We start from the raw sequence: 16,415 nt of genomic DNA on the forward strand, positions 1-16,415 counted from the left end.
CCCTAGTCCTGCCTGCCTCATCCTTACATGTGGCTGAAGATATCCTGCTCGGCCCATCCGGCCAGATCGAGCCGGGCCCGGGTAGGCAGGAAATCGAATGCCGCCTGGGCAAGCTCCGTGCGCCCTTCGCGTGCCAGCCGCTCCACCAGGATGGCGTGCATCCGGTGGAGGAAGCGCACGTCGCTGGCAGCATAGTCGCGCTGTGCTTCGTTGATCACGGGCGCGCCCCAGTCGCTGGACTGCTGCTGCTTGGAAATGCTTTCGCCCAGCAGTTCCTCGACCAGGTTCTTGAGCCCGTGCCGGTCGGTATAGGTGCGGGTCAGCTTGCTGGCGATCTTGGTGCAGAATACCGGCGCGGCGGTGATGCCGAGATAATGCTCGATCGCGGCCAGGTCGAACCGGGCGAAGTGGAACAGTTTGAGCCGGGCCGGATCGGCCAGCACGGCCCGCAGGTTGGGCGCGGCATAGTCGCTCCCGACACGGAAGCGGACGAGGTGCTCGTCGCCCTTGCCGTCGCTGATCTGGACCAGACACAGCCGGTCGCGCGCGGTGACCAGACCCATTGTTTCGGTATCGACCGCCACCGGGCCGGGTGCGAGCACGCCTTCGGGCAAATCTTCTTCGTGGAAATGTACAGCCATAGGCCCCAGCCCTTAGGCGCATTGGGGATGGGAGGGAAGGCCCGCTGGCCCGGCGGCAGGCGCGCTGGTATCGGCGCGGGATGAGCGATGCCCTTCCTCCATCCTGGCGCGACGCGCTCGGCCCTGTGCTCGTCACGCCCGAGGCCCGCCGCCTGGGCGGGTGGCTGAAGGCAGAAGAGCAATCGGGCAAGCTGGTCTTCCCGCCGCGCGGCCAGCGGCTGGCGGCGCTCGCCGCAACGCCGCCTGAAGCGGTGCGGGTGGTGATCCTGGGGCAGGACCCGTACCACGGCCCGGGGCAGGCAATGGGGCTCAGCTTCTCGGTTCCGCGCGGGGCGGCCGTGCCGCCGTCGCTCGCCAATATCTACAAGGAGCTGGAGAGCGACCTCGGCTTGCCGCGCCCTGGGCACGGTGACCTGAGCGGATGGGCCCGGCAGGGCGTGTTGCTGCTCAATGCTACCCTGACGGTGGAGGCGCACAAGGCCGCGAGCCACGCCGGCAAGGGCTGGGAGGCCGTCACCGATGCCTGCGTGCAGGCGGTTGCTCAGGGCGGCGCTCCATGCGTCTTCATCCTGTGGGGCAGCCACGCCCAGGCCAAGGCTGCGCGGGTGCCGGAAATCGAGGATGGCGGGCGGCATCTGGTCATTCGCAGTCCGCATCCAAGCCCGTTGTCTGCCTATCGCGGCTTTTTCGGTTCGCGCCCGTTCAGCCGCGCCAATGCCTTTCTCGAGCAGCACGGCCGCGGCACAATCGACTGGCGCATCTGACCGCAAGGCTGGCATCCCGCAGGTGGCCTTGGCGAAGGCCCAACTTGCTGGCACAATCTCGGGACAGGGAGGGACGATGATGACAAGCAGGCTGGGAATGGCATCCCGATTGGGGGGCCGATTGAAGGGTTGCGCAATGGCGCTGGCCTTGGCGGCGCTGCCGGTGCTGCCCGCGCGGGCTGACACCCACGCCGGGGTCGGCGTGGAGCAGGCCGAGGCAGAAGAAGCGGAAGCGTCCCGCCAGCGAGCGGCGCTGGCTGAAGCGATGTCTCTGGGCGGGCTATGGATCGAAACCCAGCGCCGCTATGCGCGGATTCCGGCGATCTCGGTAGCTGTGGTGCGGGGCGAGCAGACCGTCTGGTCGCAGGGCTTCGGCACGATCGACCGGCAGCAGCGCGTGCCGGCCAGTGGCGACACGATCTATTCGATCTGCTCGATCTCCAAGCTGTTCACAGCCGTAGCGGTCATGCAGCAGTGGGAGGAAGGGCGCCTGCGGCTGGACGAGCCGGTCAGCAGCTACCTGCCCTGGGCCACCCTGGCCGCTGACGCGCGTGAAAGCGTGCCGGTCACGCTGCGGGGGCTCCTGACCCATTCGGCCGGATTGCCGCGCGAGTCGGCCCACCCTTACTGGACCGGGCCGGACTTTCCCTTCCCCACCCGTGAGGAAATCCGCAGCGGACTGCCGGGCCAGCCGTCGCTTTACCCTGCATCGACCACCTTCCAGTATTCCAACCTCGGCATCACCCTGGCGGGCGAGGCGGTCGAGGCAGCCAGCGGCGAGCCCTACGATGGCTACGTCACGGCCCGCATCCTTGCTCCGCTCGGCCTGGCCGACACCCGCCCGGGCATACCGGCAGGCCTCTATGGCAAGCAACTGGCAGTTGGCTGGGGCGCGCTGACCCCCGAGGGTGTCCGGCCCGAGGTCCGCCTGTTCGATCCCCGCGGGATCACGCCTGCGGCCGGCTTCAGTTCGACCGTGAACGACCTCGCCCGGTTTGCTGCCTGGCAGTTCCGCCTGCTGCGCACCGGGCAGGCCGAAGTGCTGCGCCCCTCCACTCTGCGCGAAATGCACCGGGTTCATTACATCACACCTGATCGCGAAACGAGCTGGGGCCTGGGCTTTGCTGCCTGGCAGATGGATGGCCGCAACTTCGTCGGCCACGGCGGCAGTTGCCCCGGCTATCGCAGCACGCTGATGGTCGAGCCCGCGTCCGAAACCGCCATAGCAGTCGCGATGAACGCGATGGACGATCCCGGCGTCTATGCGATGGGACTGGGCGGGCTGATGGCCAGCCGCCTGGACGCGAAGCCCTACGACGCGCCCGAGAGCGGCCCGGTCGAATTTGAGGCCTATGCCGGCTTCTACGGCGGGCAACCCTGGGGGCCGGACAGCGTGATCCTGCCCTGGGCGGGGGGGCTGGCCTGGGCCGAACTCGCCACCGGCGACCCGGCCGGCGACCTGACCCGGCTCAAGCCGCTCGGTGGTGACCGTTTCCGGGTCATGACCAGCAAGGGCGAAGAGCGCGACGTGGTCACGTTCGTGCGCGGCCCCGATGGACGAATCACCGGGGTCGAGCGGTTCGGGAACACGTCACCCCATCTGCGACCACTGGCTGCGGGGAGTACACGCCCATGAAGGAAGAAATGCCTGTCCTGCTCGATATCGCGGGCGGTGTCGCCACCGTTACGCTCAATCGCCCGCAGGCGATGAACGCGCTGAGCAAGGCCATGCGCCAGATGCTGCACGACGTGATGCACAGGGTCGATGCCGATGACAGCGTGCGCGCCGTGGTGCTGACCGGGGCGGGCGAGCGGGCCTTTACCGCCGGTCTCGACCTGAAGGAGCTGGGCTCCGACGCCTCGGCGCTCGGCGCGGCCAATGCCGAAAGCCCGGCCGACAATCCGGTCAAGGCGATCGAGCAGTGCCGCAAGCCGGTAATCGGGGCGATCAACGGGGTGGCGATTACCGGCGGCTTCGAGGTGGCGCTCGCCTGCGATGTGCTGGTGGCCAGCACCAACGCCCGCTTCGCCGATACCCATGCCCGGGTCGGCATCATGCCCGGATGGGGCCTGTCGCAGAAGCTGTCACGCATGATCGGGATTTCGCGGGCCAAGGAGCTGTCGTTCACCGGCAACTTCCTCGATGCCGGCACGGCGCAGGCCTGGGGTCTGGTCAACCATGTGGTCGAGCCCGGCGCATTGTTGCCGCTGGCGCAGCGGCTGGCTGGTGACATGGCCCAGATCGATCCGGCCTTCCTTGCCCGCTACAAGGCCCTGATCGACGAAGGTTATGCCGCCAGCTTTGCCGATGGCCTGACGCTGGAGGGCCGTCTGTCGAGCGCCGCCAATTCCGCGGTCCGGCCGGAAGAGGTCGAAGCCCGGCGCATGGCGGTGCAGGCGCGGGGGCGGGGCCAGGCCTGAAGCGCTTGCTTTTCGGCAGCCACACCCCTATGCGCGCGCCTTCCCGAAAGGGAGACCGTGCGGGAGGCAGGATGGAGCAATCCAGGTCTGCCGTCTCACCGCTTATCAGGAGAGCCGCAGCCCTGCCATCCGGCAGGCGGCTCGACAGTGTGAAAGGATATGGCCCCATGGCCAAGAAGATTGAAGGCTACATCAAGCTGCAGGTGCCTGCCGGCGCCGCCAACCCCTCCCCGCCGATCGGCCCTGCCCTGGGCCAGCGCGGCGTGAACATCATGGAATTCTGCAAGGCGTTCAACGCCGCGACCGACAGCCTGGAAAAGGGCATGCCGATCCCGACCGTGATCACCGTCTATGCCGACCGTTCGTTCACCTTCGTCACCAAGACCCCGCCAGCCTCCTACTTCCTCAAGAAGGCCGCCAACCTCAAGTCGGGCTCGAAGGAGCCGGGCAAGGTTGTCGCAGGCTCGGTGACCAAGGCTCAGGTGCGTGAAATCGCTGAAGCCAAGATGGCCGATCTCAATGCAAACGACGTCGACCAGGCGATGAAGATCATCGAAGGCTCCGCCCGCTCTATGGGCTTCGAAGTGGTGGAGGGCTAAGGACATGGCAAAGCAGACCAAGAAGCAGAAGACCCTCGCCGCGCTCGATGCTGAAAAGCTGTACGGGTTCGACGAAGCCGTCGCCAAGCTGCGCGAAATCGCCAGCAAGAAGTTCGACGAAACGCTCGAAGTGGCGATGAACCTGGGCGTCGATCCGCGTCATGCCGACCAGATGGTGCGCGGCATGGTGTCGCTGCCTTCGGGCACCGGCAAGGACGTGCGCGTGGCCGTGTTCGCACGCGGTGACAACGCCGACAAGGCGCTCGCTGCCGGGGCCGACAAGGTCGGCGCGGAAGACCTGATGGAAGACATGCAGGCCGGCAACCTCGACTATGACCGCGTGATTGCCACGCCGGACATGATGGGCGTGGTCGGCCGCCTCGGCAAGGTGCTGGGCCCCAAGGGCCTGATGCCGAACCCGAAGCTCGGCACGGTCACTCCCAACGTGGAACAGGCGGTCAAGGACGCCAAGGCCGGCCAGGTCGAATTCCGCGTCGAAAAGCAGGGCATCATCCATTCGGGCATCGGCAAGCTGTCGTTCTCCGACGATGCGCTGAAAGCCAACTTCAAGGCACTGACCGAAGCGGTGGTGAAGTCCAAGCCGAGCGGCGCGAAGGGCAAGTATGTCCGCAAGATCTCGCTCACCAGCACCATGGGCCCCGGCCTCAAGGTCGATCTGGGCGAAGTCGAAGGCGCGTAAGCTTTCTCCCATCCGGCCGTGGTCGGGTGATAATGAAAATCAGAAGGGCCGGGGGAGCGATCCTCCGGCCTTTTTGCATTTTTGCATTGCGCATAGCCTCGCGCCGGTGCGCGGTTGTCACGCCCGCCGATCCTGCTACCCTCCGGTTCGCGATCGCACATGCCAGAGGACCTGAAGGGGGTGCGATATGATTTTACGCCATCGTAAAGCTGTTGCTGCGCTTGTTGTGCTGGGCGCTGCGACCGGGGCAAACGCCACCGAGCCGCAGAAACACCGCATCACGACCCACACGACCGTAGCGGTCTGCTCCGGCGGTGACCCGTGCACGGACAGCAAGATCCCGCCGGAAAGCTACACCCGCCTGGTGGTCGAAAACATGATGGCTGGCACAGCGAGTCCGGGAGCCAATGACAAGCGGACTTGGTTCCGCCGGTTCACCTCCTCAAAGGACATCGTGTTCGAGGCCTCGCTGGCCACCGAAACCGGGCGATTCAAGGATGTCACCCCGCTGATCTACCGGCGCTATGTCAGCGCGCGCAAATCGGGCGAGAATTTCACCCGCGAGATGACCATGGATGATCGGCAATACCCGCTCTTCCTGGTCACCGGGGACCCGACCAGCCAGATCGCGCGCTTCACCTTCGACGCGCGGTTCGAAAGCAAGCCCTCGACCGATGCAGCGCAAATGTCGCTCGGTTTCCTCAGCAATGCGCTGAAGGCCGTCTCGCCCGGCTCGGCTGTGGTCACCTCGCTTACCTCGGAAAGTGCCGACAAGGTCGCCACCAAGGTGGACGAATCCTTTGGCAAGTTCTTCGCGGAAAGCGTCGGTGAAAAACTGCGCTTCGATGTCGATCTGTACCGCTTCAAGCCGATGGTCATCACGGCCTTTGGGGGGGCGAAGGAAGAACAGTCTCTCAAGCCCAACCTGATCATCGGGCAATGGCGCGTTTCCTTCGCCCCGGCGCGGCCTTCGATCTTTTCTTCGGTCGAATGTGTGGCCAACCAGAACACCGGCGCGTGCGACCCTACGCGCAAGAAAGCCGCGTTTGACGATGCAGTCACCCGGCCCAACGCCGTGCTTGCGTTCGCGCTGATCGACAAGGTCGGCAATTCAGGGACCGTGCTGAGCTATCTCAAGCAGCAGGACTGGTGGGCTTCCGATCTGGGGGCGCTGCAGGGCAGCGGCGAGTTTGCGGCCTTTTGCCGAAAGATCCGCGGCGCAATGGGCGAAATCGGCCTCAGCGACATTGACGGCAAGATCATTGCCTACTCGGTGTCGCAGTCAGGCACGGTGACCAATCGGGTCAAGACCGGGCTGCAAAATGAAGCGGACTGCAAGAGCTGAGCCTGGTTACCCCAGCATCGCCACCCCCACTGCGAGCGCCTGCTTGGTCCGCAGCGGCACCGTGGTAGCGTAGAGCACGTTGGACACGGCCTGCTCCACCAGTCGGGCGCCGCCAACTATCGGGTTCAGCGCCATGACCGGGGCTTCGCAGGAGCCCTCAAGGTGAGGCGCGGTTGCCGCGTACGTCCCGGTGCGGCAGCCCGGCATTGCGCCGAGGGCTTCGCAGAACCGCTCGAACCGGTGGGCGACCACCCGATTGCGGCGCACCCGGTCCCGGCTCATCAGCTCGAAGCTGTGCGAAACCAGCGTGACCGCACCAATCCCGTGGGCCTGGGCGTGTTCGACCAGGCCGGTCAGTTCTGGCAGGGTGAGGGCGGTGATCTGGCCATGGCGCAGGCTCCCGCCGAAGTCCTCGATGCAGGCAATCGGCACTTCGATCGTGCCATGGTGCAGCACCGGGCGGCGGATCTCGGCTCCCAGCGTGATGGCGCAGTCGCCCCGGCCCGCCAGCGCCGGAGCATGGCTGGTGTCATAGGGGATGCCGATGTCCGCCAGCGCCCGCAGGGTATCGTCGTTGGCGCCATAGTTGCCCGCGCGGAAAGCAGTCGGGCGGGGCGCGCCCGCCGCCATCAGCGTGTCTTGTGCCCATTCGAGAATGCGGCACTGTTCCTCGAACGGGAAGTGCTTGATGTGCTGACCTGAAAGCCCGTCCGCCAGTGTGCCAGCCAGCCCGTTGCCGGGGGCAAGGGCGAGCCATTCGGTATGGCAGTGCAGCTGGACATCGTGCCCGCGCGTGACGATCGGTGCGACCACGTCCTCGATTGCAGCCACCCCCCATACCAGCGCCGGCATGGGATCGACGAAGAACACGCCTTTCAGGCCATGCCGGTCCATCACCGCCATCTGGTATTCTATGCCGGCTGGCCCGCCCGCAGTCTCGCCCAGGATCGAGCGGGCGAAGTTATCCGCCCGCGACCCGGGGCCGCCTTCGCCGGGCAGGTTGGCCGCATATTCGGTGTCGATGGTGATATAGACTGCCGTCATCCGGCCACGGTAGCGCAGCAGGTTTAACGGATGGTTGTGATCAGACCTTCGGCAAGGTGCCGGACCGCGCTGCGCGATCCTGCCACAGCTCGCGGGCATAGGCCTGGAGATCGGCAACCTTGTCTACCTCATCAAGGATCTCGATGCCGAAGATGGTCTCGACCACGTCTTCCAGGGTAATCACCCCGACCATCGTGCCATATTCGTCGAACACCAGCATGAGCTGGTGGTGCTGCTCCACAAAGCGCTTGAAGACCCGGTCGATCGGCAGGGTATCGAGGGTGGTGGCAGCCGGCCTGACAACGCTTTCCAGCGTCTGGCCGCTGTCCGGCCCGAGATGGACGAATTTCTCGAGCACTTCCGACTTGATGACGAAACCGGTGATCTCGTCGGGAGTGCCGGCATAGATCGGGATGCGGGTGAACGGCTTGCCGCGGGTTGCCTGGAGAAAATCGTCCAGCGGCATGGTGCCCGGCAGCGAAAAGACCGCCCGGCGCGGAGTCATGATGTCGGCGGTCAGCACCTTGTCGAGGCCAAGCAGGTTGCGCAGCACATCGGATTCGCGTGAATGGATCTGACCGGACTCTTCGCCCATCCTCGCCACCGCCAGCAGTTCTTCGCGGTGTTGCGGCACATGCGCCGCCTTGCCGAAGGTAATGAGCCTGGTCAGCTGCTGCGAGAACCACACCAGCGGGGCCAGCGCCGTGATCATGACCGGCAGAACGCGGGCCACGAACGGGCCGAGGCCCGCTGCATAACGCGCCCCGATCGTCTTGGGGATGATCTCGGTCAGGACCAACACGGCCACGGTCAGCCCTGCTGCGAAAAAGGCCTGCGTCGCATTGCCGAAAATCCGCACATATTCAGCCCCGGCGCCGGCTGCACCCATGGTGTGCGCGACGGTGTTGAGTGTAAGGATAGCCGCAAGGGGGCGATCGACGTTCTGCTTGAGCTCGGCCAGCCGGTCAGCCCAGGTTGCCCCATTGGTCTTTGCCGTCTGGATCGCGCTGGGGGTCAAGGTCAGCAGCGCAGCCTCGAGCAGGGAACAGAGGAACGAGATCCCCAGCGCCATCCCGATGTAGATGACCAGCATGGTCATCGTCAGATCCCGCCTGGCGTCCAGGCAAAGCCCAGCCGGTCCAGCCCGGCGCACAGGTCGGCAAGGCAGGCGTCAAGCGCGGCCCGTTCGGTCGAGCGGACGACGAAGTTCGACCCGACCCGGCCTTCGCGGAAGAAGGGATAGCTCCCGATCTGGCACCCGTCGTGCGCCTTTTCGACATCGCGCAGCAGCACGGCAACCTCGCTTTCGGGGATGAACCCGCCCACGGTCTCGCTGATCAGCGGCGCACCGCCTTCGAGCTGCCCGGTCAGGGCATCGAGCATGCCCGCCGTGATATGCGGAACGCCCGCCATCAGGAACAGGTTGCCAAGGCGGATGCCCGGCGCGCCGGACATGCGGTTGGGGATCAGCTCGGCGCCTTCCGGCACGCGGGCCATGCGCAGGCGCCCTTCGTTCAGGCCGCCCTTGTCGGTGTAGTAGCGTTCGAGGATCGCCCGCGCTTCGGGATGGATGACCACCGGCACTCCGAGAGCAGCAGCGACGGCATCAACCGTGATGTCGTCATGCGTCGGGCCGATTCCGCCTGTGGTGAACAGATAATCGTTGCGCGCGCGCAGGGCATTGACCGCCTCGACGATCCGCTCCTCGATATCGGCCACCACCCGCACTTCGGCCAGGCGGATGCCCTGCACCTGCAGCCAGCTCGCCACCTGGGCGATGTTCTTGTCGTGGGTACGACCGGAAAGGATCTCGTCGCCGATCACGACGAGCGCGGCAGTGAAAATGCGCTGGCTCATGCCCGTCTGTTAGGCGAGCCTGACGGCGCGCGAAAGGGCCGATTTGCCTATTCCGCCGCCTCCAGCTGCTCCTCCGGCAACGCGGCGCTGGCTCCGGCCTTGCGGAAGGCGAGGATCCCGTCATCGACCGGCGCCTCGCGCAGAACCTTGCGGTCGTAGACATATTCCTGGTTCAGCCGCCAGGGATAGGCCGTCGCGCTCTTGGGCATGATGTGCTTGCCGCGCTGGATATAGCCGGATGAGAAATCGAACAGGTCGTCTTCTTCCAGGCCGTGGTTTTCGGCCAGCACCGGCACGGCCGTATCGACCCCGCGCTTGTCCATCTCGTTCAGCACCCGACAGACGAATTCGGAATTGATGTCTGCGCGCAAGGTCCAGCTTGCGTTGAGATAGCCGAACACCACCGCCAGGTTGGGCAGGTTGGAGAACATGCAGCCCTTGTAATAGAACCGCTCGTTGAACTGCACCGGCGTGCCATCCTGGGTGATCTCGATCTTGCCGGCCAGCGCAAGGTTGAGGCCGGTGGCGGTGACAACGATGTCGGCCTCCAGCTCTTCGCCCGTTTCCAGCTCCACCCCGTGCTTGAGGAAGCGCTTGATCCGCCCCGTCACCACGCTGGCCTTGCCGCGCTTCATCGCGCTGAACAGGTCGTCGTCGGGCACCAGGCACAGGCGCTGGTCCCACGGGTTGTAGGGCGGGGTGAAGGGGGCGAGGTCAAAATCCTGGCCCATCGACTTGCGGATGCGCTTGTGCAGCCCGTCCTTCACCTTCTGGGGCTTGTTGCGGGCCAGCTTGAAGCTGAAATCCTGCATCGTGATGTTCTTCCACCGCGTGATCCGGTAGGCCAGTTCCTCGGGCAGGATGGAGCGCAGGAAGTTCGCCAGCCGGTCCTTGGCCGGGCGCGAGAACATCCATGTGGGGGTGCGCTGGAGCATGGTCACATGCGCCGCCTTGTCTGCCATCGACGGCACGATGGTGACGGCCGTGGCGCCAGAGCCGATCACGACCACCTTCTTGCCGGTGTATTCAAGATCCTCGGGCCAGAACTGCGGATGGATCACCTGCCCGGCAAACTCACCGAGATCGAAGCCCGGATCGTAAGGCTGGTCGTAATCGTAGTAGCCCGATCCGAGATAGAGGAAGTTCGCCGTCATCTGCGTGTGCGAACCGTCATCCAGCTCCATCGTCACATGCCAGCGCGCCTCGTCACTGCGCCAGTTGGCGGAAACGACTTTGTGCCCGAAGCGGATGTGGCGGCGGATATCGCGTTCATCGACGATGCGGTTGAGGTAGTCCAGAATCGCGGGGGCATCGGCGATCGACTTCTCGTGCTTCCACGGTTCGAACACGAAGCCCAGCGTATGCATGTCGCTGTCCGAACGGATGCCGGGATAGCGGAACAGGTCCCAGGTACCGCCCAGGTTGGCACGCCGCTCGACGACCGCGTAGCTGCGGTCGGGACACATCATTTCCATGTGCGCCGCCATGCCGATACCTGAAATCCCCGCGCCGACGATCAGGACGTCGAAATCCGCCGGAATACCCGCCGATGTTGCCAACATATGCCTCTCCTCTTGACGGAAAGGTAAACCATCGCAGCCCGCTTGGCGAGTCTTGATGGCAGTTTGCAACTGACTGGTGGAGCAGGTGCCGCTATGGGCCTTGGCATGCCTTCACGAATAACCCTTGTCGCCGCGCTGCCCGCGCTTGCCCTGCCGATTGTGTTCGCCGCGCCGCTGGCCGCGCAGGAGCAACCTGCCGAGCCTGCCGAGGTAATCGTGGTGACCGGGCGGGGCCTGCCCGAGCCGCCAGCGTCACCCGCCTACGGTGCGGTCGACATCGCCCGTGAAACACTGGTTTCGGCCCCGTCCGGCCGGATCGAGGAAGTGCTGGGCGGGGTGGCCGGTTTCCAGCAGTTCCGCCGCTCGGACAGTCGATCAGCCAACCCCAGCGCGCAAGGCATCACCTTGCGGGCACTGGGCGGCAATGCCTCCAGCCGTGCGCTGGTGTTGCTGGACGGGGTGCCGATGGCCGATCCGTTCTTCGGCTATATCCCCCTTTCCGCGCTGGCGCCTGAGCGGCTCGGCAGCGTGCGGGTGACGCGCGGTGGCGGTTCCGGGCCATTCGGGGCTGGCGCGCTGGCGGGCACGATCGAGCTGACCAGTGCCGATGCGGCTGCGCTCGGCCCGGTCTCTGCCTCATTGCTCGCCAATGACCGGGGGGAAACCGAAGCCAGCGGCACTGTGGCGACGGCGCTCGGCGCAGGCTTCGTGACGCTGGGCGGGCGATGGGACCGGGGCGAAGGGTTTTTCACCACGCCTGACGACCAGCGTGTCGCCGCCAGCGTCCCGGCCGCATTCGACGCATGGTCGGCGCGCCTTCGCGCAGTCGCCCCGCTCACGCCCGATATCGAACTTCAGGCCAGCGGGCTGCTGTTCCGTGACGACCGTACGCTCCGCTTCGCCGGGGCAGACAGCATGAGCGAAGGGCAGGACGCCAGCGTGCGGCTGGTCGGGCGGGGGGCGTGGCAGTTCGATGCCCTGGCTTATGTGCAGGCGCGCAATTTCGCCAACGTGGTCATCAGCTCGACCCGATTCACCCGCACGCTCGACCAGCGCAATACGCCCTCGACCGGGCTGGGCGGCAAGCTGGAGTTGCGCCCCCCGGTAGGGCCGGATCATGTTCTCCGGCTTGGCGTGGATTATCGCCGGTCGTCGGGCGAATTGCAGGAAGAGGCCTACAACGCCTTCAGCGGGGCGCAGACCGAACGGCGCCGCGCGGGCGGCGTTACCAGCGATCTGGGGCTGTTTGCGGAACATGACTGGCGGATCGGCGCACTGGTGCTGACCGGCGGTGTGCGGGCCGACCGCAGCGTGATCGCAGACGGTTTCTACCGCGCCGTCACCCCGGCGGGCGCGGTCGTTTCGGAAACGATTGCGCCGGACCGTTCGGACTGGACGGTGACCTGGCGCGGCGGGGCCGCCTGGCAGGCCAGCGATGCGCTGCGCCTGCGCGCGGCGGCCTATCGCGGGCTGCGGCTGCCGGCCCTGAACGAACTCTATCGCCCCTTCGTGGTCTTCCCGGTCGTGACCCAGGCCAACGCCGATCTGCGAAACGAACGCTTGCTCGGCTTCGAGGCGGGCTTTGACCTGCGCCCGGCCCAAGGCGTCTCGCTGGGCCTGACCCTGTTCGACAACGAGGTGGAGGACGCGATCGCCAATGTGACCTTGGCACCCAACCTGCGCCAGCGGCAGAACCTGCCGGCGATCCGCGCGCGCGGGGTCGAGGCAACGCTTTCTGCCACGCGCGGGGCGATCGGGTTTGAAGGCGCGCTTGCCTGGACCGACGCAGAGGTGCTTGGCGAAGGCGCGTCCCTGCCGCTTGACGGATTCCGCCCGGCGCAGACGCCTCGCCTTGCCGGGTCTGTGGCGGTGGCATGGAAGCCCGCCCCGGGCTGGCTGCTGTCCGCCACGTTGCGCCATGTCGGCGCGCAGTTCGAGGACGACCTGGAAAGCGATGTCCTGCCTGCCGCAACCACTCTGGGCGCTTACGCCCAGGTGCCGCTGACCCAAAAGCTGGCGCTGGTGCTGCGCGGGGAGAATCTGACCGACGAGACGGTCGTCACCCGCAATTCAGGCGGCAGCGTTGACCTCGGCACGCCCCGCACCCTGTGGGCGGGGCTTCGCTGGGGCTACTGACGGGCAACCAGTCCCCGCTGCTCCGCCATCCCCATCGAGACCAGCAGCGGCCCGGTACCGTCAGGACTGTCCTGCCGCGCCTTGAAATCCGTCTTGCTGCCCATCCCGCGCCAGTTTGCCAGGATCAGGGACTGCGCCACAGCCCCGCCCAGCGTGGTGCCAGGGCCGGTGACGATGAACAGGTCAGGCGCGAACTCGCGGGCGGCGACGGCGATGGTGCGGGTGAAATCATAGGTTTCGGTGACCTGCTGGCCCAGCGTGTAGCCCCGCAAGGCGGCCATATTGGTCGCGTGAGGCCACCAGATTGCGCCGCGACCGTCGACGAGCGGCACCCGCGGCTGCCCGAACAGCGATTCGGGCAAGGCTGCCCGCCCCCGCTCGGCGACGGGTCCCTGCAGTTGGGTGTGGAACGCGGCGTGGTTGCCCAGGCGCATCGGGAACCGGCCCTCGACCGGCTCCGCCTCGGTTTCGAATGCCTTGAGCCCGGTCTCGTTGCCCGCCAGCACCAGCATGCCCCCAAGGTCGATCGACAGGGCCAGTACGTGCCCCTCGCGTGCGTCGATCTGCGCGACATGTTCGAGCAACGCCGCCTTGCGCGCGGGGTCCGGCACCCAGTCCGGCCCGAGAAAGGGATAGACCAGTTGCCCGCCGATCAGCGCCTGCTGCATCAGCGTGCCCATGGTGTTGGCAATGGTAAAGCCATCGGATGGCGTGACCGCCCCGGCGCAGGCGAGGGCGGAGTACCAGCCCATCGAATTGCCGGTCACCGCCACCACGTCGATCCGCTCGCGGTCGATTGAAAGGACATCGCCCAGCGTGGCGGCGAAGATCAGGCCGGAGGCGTTATCGCCGCGGGTGTGGCGGGCAAGGCTGAACCGTTCCGCCCCGTCGAGATCGCTGAGCGTATCCTGCCCCTGCGCAGCCCGCTCCGCGTTGAATGCTGCCAGCAGGGCGGGATCGGGGAAGTGTCGGCCGAGATAGCCCAGCTCATCCTTGTTGTAGGTGCCGCGCCCGGGGCAGACCAGCACCGCGGTCTTGCGGCTGCTCATGACTTGCCCCCTGTTAGCGCCATGGCTGCGGCCACGATACTGTCGGCCGAAGGCATGGTGGCGGCATAGGCCGGGCCGGTGGGGATGAAGCTGTCCTCGGCCACATGCCGCGCGATGGGCTTGTCGGTCCGCTCCGCCAGCAGCGCCATCAGTGCTTCGGCGAGACCGCCGGTCCGGCGTGTTTCATCGACGATCAGCACATGTGCTGCATCACCCAGCGCCGCGATAAGCGCTTCCTCCGGCAAGGGGTTGAGCCAGTGCAGGTCGATCACCCGTGCCGCGATCCCCTGCGCTTCCAGCCGCTTCTGGGCCTGGAGCGAGAGGTGCAAGCCGTTGGCATAGCTGACGATGGCGAGATCGCGCCCCGCGCCATGCGTGGTCACCTGGCCCAGCCCGATCCGCTCCGAAGGATCCGGATAGTGCCGCAACCACGCGCCATCGCCTGGCTCATGGAGGTCGCGCATCGGATAGAGCGCGATCGGCTCGAGGAACACGACCAGCCGCTGCTCCTCGCGCGCCAGCCGCACGCATTCGCGCAGCAGCCGCGCCGCGTCCGCCCCGTTGGAGGGGCAGCACAGGATTACGCCGGGCACATCGCGCAGCGCAGCGAATGAATTGTCGTTGTGGAAGTGTCCCCCAAACCCCTTTTGGTAGCCGAGCCCGGCGATCCGCAGCACCATCGGGTTGGTGAACTGGCCATTGGAGAAGAACGGCAGGGTCGCGCCTTCCCCCCGGATCTGGTCCTCGGCGTTGTGGTAATAGGCGAGGAACTGGATTTCCGGCACCGGAATCAGCCCGTTGTGCGCCATCCCCAGCGCCAGCCCGAGGATCGATTGCTCATCCAGCAGGGTATCGATCACCCGCGCCTTGCCGAACCGGGTGACCAGCTTCTGGGTCACGCCATAAACCCCGCCCTTGGCCCCGACATCCTCGCCCATCAGCGCGATCTCGCGGTGTTCGAGCATCAGGTCGGTCAGCGCCCAGTTGATGCACCGGCTCATGATCTGAGGTGATTCCATCGCCTTGAGGTCCGGCCCGAACGCTTCGGCCCGCGCTTCGGCAGAGGGGCCGTTGCTCGGCGCATTGTTGCGGCGGGGCGGAACCAGACTCGCCATCACCTCTTTCGCGGCCTTGAGGCGCGGGCGGGTGACGACCTCGGCGCGCGCCCGCTCGACCCGGGCCAGCGTCTCCTGGTAGATCGCCAGTGCTTGCTCGCGGTCCAGCGCGCCCGCCTCGCCAAGCAGGCGGACAGTGTGGAGCAGCGGATCGTTCGCCTCGTCCGCTTCGACCTCGGCCTTGGTCATGTAGGCGGTCTGGACGTCGGCGCCGGCGTGGCCATAGAGCCGCACCGTGCGGATGTGCAGGAAAGCGGGCTTGCGCCGCTTGCGAACATAGTCCGCCGCCTCGCGCGCGACGCGATAGGTTTCATAGATGTCGAGGCCGTCGCAGGCGAAATATCCCAGGTCCGGGCGGCGGGAGAAGTTGGCCGCGATCCAGCCCGATGGGGTGCGGGTGGAAATGCCGATGCCGTTGTCCTCGCACACCCACAGCACTGGCATGGGCACCTTCTGGTATGCCGTCCAGCAGCTGGTATTGATCGCCCCCTGCGCGGTCGAATGGTTGGCGCTGGCATCGCCGAAGCTGCACACCACGATGGCATCGTCGGGCAAAATTGCGTGCTCGGGCCTTACCCGCTTGGCGAGGCCGATCGAGTAGGCCGCACCGACCGCCTTGGGCAGGTGGCTGGCGATGGTCGAGGTCTGCGGCGGAATGGTCAGCGCGCGAGAGCCCAGCACCTTGTGCCGCCCCCCGCTGATCGGATCATCGCTCGAACAGGCGAAGCTCAGCAGCATGTCCCACAGGATGGACTGGCCCGGTACCTGATTGGCGCGCTCGATCTGGAACGCGGCATCGCGGTAATGGAGGAAGGCCATGTCGGTCGGTCGCAGCGCAGCGGCGACTGCCGCCATCCCCTCGTGTCCGGAGGAGCCGATGGTGTAGAACCCCTCCCCCGCCGCCTGCATCTTGCGGCTCACGATATCGAGCGCCCGGGTCAGGCAACCGCTGCGGTAGAGCTGCACCGCCTGCTGTGCCTCCAGCGGCCCCAGCGGCGGCTGTCCTGAAGGCAAGCTCCCCCCTGCGACGTGGCGCAGGAAATTCTCGTGTACGATAACGCTCCGGTCCATGCAGCCCGGCCATAAGGCCGAATGCGGGCTATGGAAACGGCGTCTTGCACCAGATGCTCCTGCACTGCGGCCAGGGTGTCGTGACATGCAAGTCCAATGTCAGGACAGACA

The 16,415-nt window shown here is 66.3% G+C and carries 14 protein-coding genes; 7 read left to right on the forward strand and 7 right to left on the reverse strand.

Annotated elements, in window-relative coordinates; all coding sequences use genetic code 11:
• Window positions 1-23: 23 nt before the first annotated feature.
• Window positions 24-641 (reverse strand): ribonuclease D, encoded by a 618-nt coding sequence (locus U4960_RS01945; RefSeq protein ID WP_324261934.1) that lies wholly within the window; start codon window positions 639-641, stop codon window positions 24-26.
• Window positions 642-721: 80 nt separating this feature from the next.
• On the opposite strand from U4960_RS01945, the gene ung reads away from it, so the two are divergent.
• From ung to U4960_RS01975, 6 genes are all read left to right on the forward strand, one after another.
• Window positions 722-1,405: a uracil-DNA glycosylase gene (gene ung, locus U4960_RS01950; protein ID WP_324261935.1), complete on the forward strand. Its 684-nt coding sequence runs from the start codon at window positions 722-724 to the stop codon at window positions 1,403-1,405.
• A gap of 136 nt (window positions 1,406-1,541) precedes the next feature.
• Window positions 1,542-3,041 (forward strand): serine hydrolase domain-containing protein, encoded by a 1,500-nt coding sequence (locus U4960_RS01955; protein WP_324261936.1) that lies wholly within the window; start codon window positions 1,542-1,544, stop codon window positions 3,039-3,041.
• Window positions 3,038-3,826: an enoyl-CoA hydratase gene (locus U4960_RS01960; protein ID WP_324261937.1), complete on the forward strand. Its 789-nt coding sequence runs from the start codon at window positions 3,038-3,040 to the stop codon at window positions 3,824-3,826. The genes U4960_RS01955 and U4960_RS01960 overlap by 4 nt, the downstream gene beginning before the upstream one ends.
• Window positions 3,827-3,993: 167 nt before the next feature.
• On the forward strand, window positions 3,994-4,425 hold the full coding sequence (rplK, locus tag U4960_RS01965) for a 50S ribosomal protein L11 (RefSeq protein ID WP_324261938.1): 432 nt from the start codon (window positions 3,994-3,996) through the stop codon (window positions 4,423-4,425).
• 4 nt (window positions 4,426-4,429) lie between these two features.
• Entirely contained in the window at window positions 4,430-5,125 is a 696-nt protein-coding gene (gene rplA, locus U4960_RS01970) for a 50S ribosomal protein L1 (protein ID WP_324261939.1), read from the forward strand.
• 187 nt (window positions 5,126-5,312) lie between these two features.
• The gene (locus U4960_RS01975) at window positions 5,313-6,470 is read left to right on the forward strand and encodes a hypothetical protein (protein WP_324261940.1); all 1,158 of its coding nucleotides are present in this window, start codon (window positions 5,313-5,315) and stop codon (window positions 6,468-6,470) included.
• A gap of 6 nt (window positions 6,471-6,476) precedes the next feature.
• On the opposite strand, the gene U4960_RS01980 is transcribed toward U4960_RS01975, so the two are convergent.
• Genes U4960_RS01980 through U4960_RS01995 form a run of 4 tightly spaced genes read right to left on the reverse strand, consistent with a single transcriptional unit; the run spans window position 6,477 to window position 10,933 of the window.
• Window positions 6,477-7,514, reverse strand: a complete 1,038-nt coding sequence (locus tag U4960_RS01980; protein ID WP_324261941.1) for a polysaccharide deacetylase family protein — start codon at window positions 7,512-7,514, stop codon at window positions 6,477-6,479.
• A 40-nt stretch (window positions 7,515-7,554) separates the two neighbouring features.
• Window positions 7,555-8,613: a CNNM domain-containing protein gene (locus tag U4960_RS01985; protein WP_324261942.1), complete on the reverse strand. Its 1,059-nt coding sequence runs from the start codon at window positions 8,611-8,613 to the stop codon at window positions 7,555-7,557.
• 2 nt (window positions 8,614-8,615) lie between these two features.
• Window positions 8,616-9,371 (reverse strand): competence/damage-inducible protein A, encoded by a 756-nt coding sequence (locus U4960_RS01990; RefSeq protein ID WP_324261943.1) that lies wholly within the window; start codon window positions 9,369-9,371, stop codon window positions 8,616-8,618.
• 47 nt (window positions 9,372-9,418) lie between these two features.
• Window positions 9,419-10,933, reverse strand: coding sequence for a flavin-containing monooxygenase (locus U4960_RS01995; RefSeq protein WP_324261944.1), 1,515 nt, complete (start codon window positions 10,931-10,933; stop codon window positions 9,419-9,421).
• Between the two features lie 105 nt (window positions 10,934-11,038).
• On the opposite strand from U4960_RS01995, the gene U4960_RS02000 reads away from it, so the two are divergent.
• On the forward strand, window positions 11,039-13,069 hold the full coding sequence (locus U4960_RS02000) for a TonB-dependent receptor (RefSeq protein ID WP_324261945.1): 2,031 nt from the start codon (window positions 11,039-11,041) through the stop codon (window positions 13,067-13,069).
• On the opposite strand, the gene U4960_RS02005 is transcribed toward U4960_RS02000, so the two are convergent.
• Together U4960_RS02005 and U4960_RS02010 are read right to left on the reverse strand one after the other, a co-directional pair.
• The gene (locus U4960_RS02005; RefSeq protein ID WP_324261946.1) at window positions 13,063-14,118 is read right to left on the reverse strand and encodes an ACP S-malonyltransferase; all 1,056 of its coding nucleotides are present in this window, start codon (window positions 14,116-14,118) and stop codon (window positions 13,063-13,065) included. The genes U4960_RS02000 and U4960_RS02005 overlap by 7 nt on opposite strands.
• Entirely contained in the window at window positions 14,115-16,304 is a 2,190-nt protein-coding gene (locus tag U4960_RS02010; protein ID WP_324261947.1) for a dehydrogenase E1 component subunit alpha/beta, read from the reverse strand. The genes U4960_RS02005 and U4960_RS02010 overlap by 4 nt, the downstream gene beginning before the upstream one ends.
• Window positions 16,305-16,415 lie beyond the last annotated feature (111 nt).

The sequence above is a fragment of the Altererythrobacter sp. H2 genome (genome assembly GCF_035319885.1).
Classification (GTDB): domain Bacteria; phylum Pseudomonadota; class Alphaproteobacteria; order Sphingomonadales; family Sphingomonadaceae; genus 34-65-8.

What these genes read in the sequence shown, in the direction of transcription:
- U4960_RS01945 (WP_324261934.1), bottom strand. Translation starts at nt 641, where the DNA reads ATGGCTGTACATTTCCACGAAGAAGATTTGCCCGAAGGCGTGCTCGCA.
- ung (WP_324261935.1), top strand. Translation starts at nt 722, where the DNA reads ATGAGCGATGCCCTTCCTCCATCCTGGCGCGACGCGCTCGGCCCTGTG.
- U4960_RS01955 (WP_324261936.1), top strand. Translation starts at nt 1,542, where the DNA reads ATGGCGCTGGCCTTGGCGGCGCTGCCGGTGCTGCCCGCGCGGGCTGAC.
- U4960_RS01960 (WP_324261937.1), top strand. Translation starts at nt 3,038, where the DNA reads ATGAAGGAAGAAATGCCTGTCCTGCTCGATATCGCGGGCGGTGTCGCC.
- rplK (WP_324261938.1), top strand. Translation starts at nt 3,994, where the DNA reads ATGGCCAAGAAGATTGAAGGCTACATCAAGCTGCAGGTGCCTGCCGGC.
- rplA (WP_324261939.1), top strand. Translation starts at nt 4,430, where the DNA reads ATGGCAAAGCAGACCAAGAAGCAGAAGACCCTCGCCGCGCTCGATGCT.
- U4960_RS01975 (WP_324261940.1), top strand. Translation starts at nt 5,313, where the DNA reads ATGATTTTACGCCATCGTAAAGCTGTTGCTGCGCTTGTTGTGCTGGGC.
- U4960_RS01980 (WP_324261941.1), bottom strand. Translation starts at nt 7,514, where the DNA reads ATGACGGCAGTCTATATCACCATCGACACCGAATATGCGGCCAACCTG.
- U4960_RS01985 (WP_324261942.1), bottom strand. Translation starts at nt 8,613, where the DNA reads ATGACCATGCTGGTCATCTACATCGGGATGGCGCTGGGGATCTCGTTC.
- U4960_RS01990 (WP_324261943.1), bottom strand. Translation starts at nt 9,371, where the DNA reads ATGAGCCAGCGCATTTTCACTGCCGCGCTCGTCGTGATCGGCGACGAG.
- U4960_RS01995 (WP_324261944.1), bottom strand. Translation starts at nt 10,933, where the DNA reads ATGTTGGCAACATCGGCGGGTATTCCGGCGGATTTCGACGTCCTGATC.
- U4960_RS02000 (WP_324261945.1), top strand. Translation starts at nt 11,039, where the DNA reads ATGCCTTCACGAATAACCCTTGTCGCCGCGCTGCCCGCGCTTGCCCTG.
- U4960_RS02005 (WP_324261946.1), bottom strand. Translation starts at nt 14,118, where the DNA reads ATGAGCAGCCGCAAGACCGCGGTGCTGGTCTGCCCCGGGCGCGGCACC.
- U4960_RS02010 (WP_324261947.1), bottom strand. Translation starts at nt 16,304, where the DNA reads ATGGACCGGAGCGTTATCGTACACGAGAATTTCCTGCGCCACGTCGCA.